6 protein-coding genes are annotated in these 4,967 nt (G+C 56.6%); 1 reads left to right on the forward strand and 5 read right to left on the reverse strand.

Features of this window, described 5'->3' with window-relative positions; all coding sequences use genetic code 11:
- On the forward strand, positions 1-795 hold a 795-nt coding region (locus tag A3A5_RS43260), incomplete at its 5' end, for a hypothetical protein (RefSeq protein WP_035812437.1).
- Between the two features lie 434 nt (positions 796-1,229).
- Here A3A5_RS43260 and A3A5_RS0112320 read toward each other — a convergent pair.
- The 5 genes from A3A5_RS0112320 to A3A5_RS38390 form a co-directional block, all read right to left on the reverse strand.
- Positions 1,230-1,952 carry an NYN domain-containing protein gene (locus A3A5_RS0112320; RefSeq protein WP_018310873.1) on the reverse strand — a complete coding sequence of 241 codons (723 nt, stop codon included), beginning with the start codon at positions 1,950-1,952 and terminating at the stop codon, positions 1,230-1,232.
- Between the two features lie 315 nt (positions 1,953-2,267).
- Complete coding sequence (locus tag A3A5_RS0112325; protein ID WP_018310874.1) at positions 2,268-2,834, reverse strand: hypothetical protein; 567 nt, start codon at positions 2,832-2,834, stop codon at positions 2,268-2,270.
- Positions 2,827-3,165, reverse strand: a complete 339-nt coding sequence (locus A3A5_RS0112330) for a hypothetical protein (protein WP_157637208.1) — start codon at positions 3,163-3,165, stop codon at positions 2,827-2,829. The genes A3A5_RS0112325 and A3A5_RS0112330 overlap by 8 nt, the downstream gene beginning before the upstream one ends.
- Positions 3,166-3,582: 417 nt before the next feature.
- Positions 3,583-4,701 (reverse strand): hypothetical protein, encoded by a 1,119-nt coding sequence (locus tag A3A5_RS0112335; RefSeq protein WP_018310876.1) that lies wholly within the window; start codon positions 4,699-4,701, stop codon positions 3,583-3,585.
- Between the two features lie 16 nt (positions 4,702-4,717).
- Positions 4,718-4,967: transposase (locus tag A3A5_RS38390; RefSeq protein ID WP_018310877.1), on the reverse strand; the 250-nt coding region annotated here is incomplete at its 5' end.

Raw genomic sequence — 4,967 nt, forward strand, 5'->3', positions numbered from 1 at the left:
ATGACGGGCAAGATCGTGAAAGACCTTGGTGTGCAGATATTGGGCAAGTGCAGCGAACAAATCGGACAGGGGCATGAGAGCCAAGCGAAGATCGAGAAGCGATCCTCTATTGGCCGCCGCCCTGCTTGCGCTAAACATCCAGCGCAAGCAGGGCGGCGGCCCCTCGAACCTCGTCACCTGTCAAGCGTTCTCGGCGCCAATTGCGATTTTATTTGGCGGCTTATCTTGGGTGGATTGGTATTGGAGGACGCTGCGCTACGCCACGATGAACTGTTCTTGTCGGGGCTGCATTGCGCATTGCACATCAATCATGATTTCGTCTATCTCAAAGTGGACGGTGATGCCGACGCCATCTCCCAAGGCGATATATTCGCGGTGGTGTCCAACCTGTTGGCCTGCGTCCGCGCCGGGAATAAAGGGCTCGCCGTGCCGGCTGCGCAGGAGCCCGTGCACTTCCAGCGTTCGATCTACGGGCTGGTACTGCTCAACCCGCTGAATTTCGAGAACTACAACGATGCGATTTTGCGCGCAGCACTGCTGCGTGGCGCGCGGGACACGGAACTTCACTACGTCGGCAACGAACAGGCCAGCGCGAGGATGTTCAGCGTCATCCGGGCTTCGGTGCTCGGATGGCCCAGGGGCGAAGGGGATGCATTGCCGGAGTTTCTGATGGCGATGGCCACGCGAAGGCTTCGTCTGTCGCTGGTGCACGCTGAAGAACTCGTCCGGATGGTCGCCGATGCTGACCTTCCGCCCTATCTGAAACTGATCGCGGACAAGATCTGCGTGGATTGAGCCACGGTGGGCTGCGCGTGAAATCTGGCGGTCTCCTCGGGGTCATCGTACTTTCCGTGAAAAAATGGCGGTAGCAGACTGCAGACCCGCCTGTAGTAAGGCTTCTCAGAGCAATGAATCACTTGCCGCCAGCGTATTTGTAAGCTCTTGATAGATAAGCCCTTTCCGGTGCATACCGCTAGAAAATGCACGGAAAGTACGATGACCCCACGCCAGGCAGCAAGACGAGAGATTTGAGTGAGTCTCCTCCGTGTCCATGGCAAGATCGACCCTGAAGTGGTTGTGAAGGCTAGAGACCACAGATTGCTCAGGCAATCATATCGCGATGGCAAGGCAGGTTAGACCGTGGTCAGCAAAGCGAGAGAGTGCCCTAACTCCAGAGAATGCGCCAAAGCAGAGGGAACCAGCCTTGCCGAACTCTGCCGTCGGCCTGCCTAGAACAGGATTTCGGTAATCCGATTTTCCCCGCCTGGCGACGTGGTAAAACGCAGATGGCCACGATTCGCCATTTCCTTCACCAAGGGCATGAAGTTCCTGTACGCCGTCCGAGACACATCGAAGCTCGGGTCCAGTTCCTTCATCTTGTTATTTGCGGTCGAGACATTGACCGGCAACTTGTTGCTATCGATGTTGCGCAGGGCTTTGACAAAGAGGTTCTCGATCGCGTCGTTGAACGTCTTGATCTGGGCCTGCCCGAAATCTTCCAGAAAAAGCAGGGTGTCGAACGCCTTGGCCAAGATGGCGCGGTCCTTGTCCTTGCGGCGGCAGACCAGCCAAACTTCTTTACCGAATTTTCGTAGCCGATCGCCGATTACTGTGAAATCCGAGTCGCTGGTTAGGAAGCAGTAGCGATCGATCTTCGGGTTCCCAAGGTACAGGGTTTCAAACGCATCAAGGCTGATGAACAAGTCAGCGCGATTCTTCTCTGCCCCAATCTTTGGCGTGTCGATCAGCGTGAAGTTGTGGTCGATCAGTTGCTCTTTCAGCGTCTTCTTACTGCTGCTTTGATTGCCGTAGGCCGCTTTGATCACGAAGATGCAGTTGTGGTCATCGTCCGCGCGAAGTAGTGCGCTCATCAGGTCATCGAGAGCGAAATCGATGGAGGCGACGTTCTCCATGTCGACGTAGACCGCAGTGTTGTATATCTGCTTTTTCATGATCAATGAATTATGTGGTGAGGCGGCGATAGTGTTGCGATACCGAATTGCTGTCATGGGCCGTATGACAATTCATTCTAGCTGCGCATATCGGGCTCTATTCTTAGCCGTCGTTGCGCCTATATTTCGTAATCTTGACTCTCACTTATCCACCAGACCGCATTACCGAATCAGCCGAAAAAGTGGAGGTAGCGCACGTACACTCCATGGGCATCTACCGGGGACATGTACTTTCGTATTCCAGGGTCTGAGCTGCACAGGAACACCGGGCTAGGAGGAGCGGTCGGCACAGCAGGGACAAGCCAGGGTGCAAGGCTAGACGCCCCCCTCCCGTCGGGTAACAAACGCTGTCTCGCGCCGCATCCCAAGTACCTCGCGAACACACTCCTTTTGTGCCTTGAAGACGTTCTTGCAACTGACGGCAAGGCAGACATCGAGGTGACTGGGGTACTTGGGAATCCCCCCTCTAAATACTGCCACATCCAGTTCGTGCAGAGCGGCCAGGGGAACAGGATGTGGCTGTTGGATGCTCCAGCTCAAGGTCATTGTCTCCACAGAAACCCAGGCCTCCAAGTGGTTGCCGCCAGGGTCGATCAAGCTAAAGTGTGAAAACCTTTTCCTGTCGGCGGAAGCCGGGTTAAGTGCGACAACGATCGTGTTCGCCGACGCTCCTTTGGTAGTTGGAGGCACGTGTCGGACTACCGCGCCGGGTACCTTCGAGTAGCTTCTCAGAATCCGCCCCAACACCCGCAACTCGAACAGCTTGTCCACCGAAAGCTTTGCTTTCAGCTTCAATGGCGTCGCGGTGGACTTGGCGGCAAGGTCGAAGAGCTTCTCGACCTGCTGAACGAGAGAGGGCGCCGCTGGAGCCTTCTTAGTCATCTAGTTGATCCTCCTCGGGCATGAATTCCTTGAAGAAGTCGTAGAGCTTCCTGTGACGTGTGGGAATTTCGCCCCTCAACTGGGATCTCAAATTGAAAGGCCTCTCCCGCCCGATTATCTGCGCATCGGTAACCGGCTGTTCCAGCAGCTGCGTCAGCTCCATAAAGACCTCGTCAGCCGTCTTCTTCGTGGGAGGGAAGGCAATGGCAAAAAGAATGGCAAGCGCTTCTTGAAACTGAGCTTTAGCTTTTATCTCTTCAAACAGCGCGGATCGCCCCCCCCGCTGGAGCTTCTTCTGCAAACCTAAGCGTTCGATCTGTTCTTCGTGCAAGCTCTTGGAAGTCCGCTTCACGGGGACCGCGATAGGTCAATGCGAGCTCATGTATCCGTCGCACAGCTACTTCGAACTCTTCCGCCATCGCCATTTAGCAACTCCCTCCTTTGGTGCCATTGGGATCTAACGATTTTACTCGCAACGAATCGGATTCTCCGGACTCAGCGTGAAGCTACGACATCAATCCCGTCAAAGGTGGGATTGGGGCGCCCGGAAGAGCCTGTCGATACAGAGTCCGGCTCCTGGAAACCAGGCTACTGATTTATGACGGACGTTCCTGGCCCGATTGCAGCTGTCGGCCAACCCGCACACTATACCGCCATCGGGCTTGGTCCCTTTCGGCCCTGCTTTGTTTCATCTCCGCTGATCGACGATGAGTCAACTAATTGGGGCCAATGCTTCGGAGACGAGCATCTAGCTCACACGCGTATAGGTCTTCCCAGCAATGACGCGTTGAACCTGGTCCGCGCTGCGCGCACCGATGCGGTCGGCAATCTCTTCGGCCGAGTGGGCTTCGACGAGCTCGCGAATGGCGCGGACTTGTTCGATCGACAGGCGATCGTCGCGACTGCATATCTGCGCGATGGCCCAGGCATCGTCCTTCCATTTCTCTGCAACCCAGGGCGCCGGAAGTCCTTTGCGAGGCTGCTCGCGCAGCCACTCGCTAAGAAGCGAATCCCCTTCGTCTGGCAACGGTATAACTCGCTTGGCGAGCATGCCGTTCTCGCGAAGATAGCGGAGCCCCGATTTGCCGCCGGGAATCATGTTTAACCGCCGCGCGTCGTTCCAATGCCCTTCGACGAGCCACTCTTCGGTCGCGTAGAGCTTCTCGATGTCGTCGGTGATGCCCATGACCTTGTGGTGGATGTAGGTGACTCGGCCTGCGGCCATCTCCTCGCGCAGCTTCCTATGGAAAAGCAACGGGCTGCCGGTTTCCATCGCACGGCGATGCTCGGCCCAACGTGTCTGCCAGCGCCGCGTGGTCACGCCGACGTAGAAGAAGCCGTCATCGGGATAGGAGGCTCCGCTTCCGAATATATGTTGATAGAGTACTGACGCTTTCCTCGGCCAAAGTTTGGGCGAGAGCAGATAGGGCGCAGGTGCTGAGAAAACGAGGCTCGGTTCCTTTACGCCGAAGATGTGCGGAGAAGTTTCCCCGCGTGCGGCGGCTCCGAGAAGCACGGGGTCTTGTACGATGTCCAGCCGGATTTCGGGGCGCAGCGCGAGTTCGCCTTCCTCTAGAGGCCGGCCTGAGAGAAACGTGTCCATTCCCACCATGCGATGGCCTACACGGATTACTTGTTGTGGCACGATAAAAATCGGCCTGTCTCCCAGCGCCACGAAGTGAACAACAGGGATCAACTGACCCGGCTTGACGCGGAGCACCCCGCCTTCTTGGCGGGCCACCGATAGCCAGCGGGCGCCATAGTCAGTGGAGCACCATTTGCGTAACAGCGCCTCCATCTCACGCAGGCGCTGGTGCATCACTTTCGGAGAGAGATGCTCCCACCACTCACGGTTGATGGAGATCATCTAAAATTCCGGTTCGTCAGGAAAAAGTGTGGGTTGACGAAGGCTCAGGAAGATTGCCAAGTGCATGATATAGCGCGATTTCCGTCGCCCTGAAGGTTCGGAATCCGTACGATTTTCTCATGGTGACTTTGGCCTTGTTGTTCAGGCCCTCGACGACGCCGCTGGAGAACTGCTTGCGGGCACGGAAGTAGTTGAGGATCAGCTCACGGTGGGCACGCACGGTGCGGGCGAACTTCTTCATCGGCTCGATGCGCGAGCGCATCACC

It is taken from the genome of Cupriavidus sp. UYPR2.512, from assembly GCF_000379565.1.
Lineage (GTDB): Bacteria > Pseudomonadota > Gammaproteobacteria > Burkholderiales > Burkholderiaceae > Cupriavidus.

Coding starts and splice junctions, on each gene's coding strand:
- A3A5_RS0112325 (WP_018310874.1), bottom strand. CDS start 2,834: ATGACTAAGAAGGCTCCAGCGGCGCCCTCTCTCGTTCAGCAGGTCGAG.
- A3A5_RS0112320 (WP_018310873.1), bottom strand. CDS start 1,952: ATGAAAAAGCAGATATACAACACTGCGGTCTACGTCGACATGGAGAAC.
- A3A5_RS0112335 (WP_018310876.1), bottom strand. CDS start 4,701: ATGATCTCCATCAACCGTGAGTGGTGGGAGCATCTCTCTCCGAAAGTG.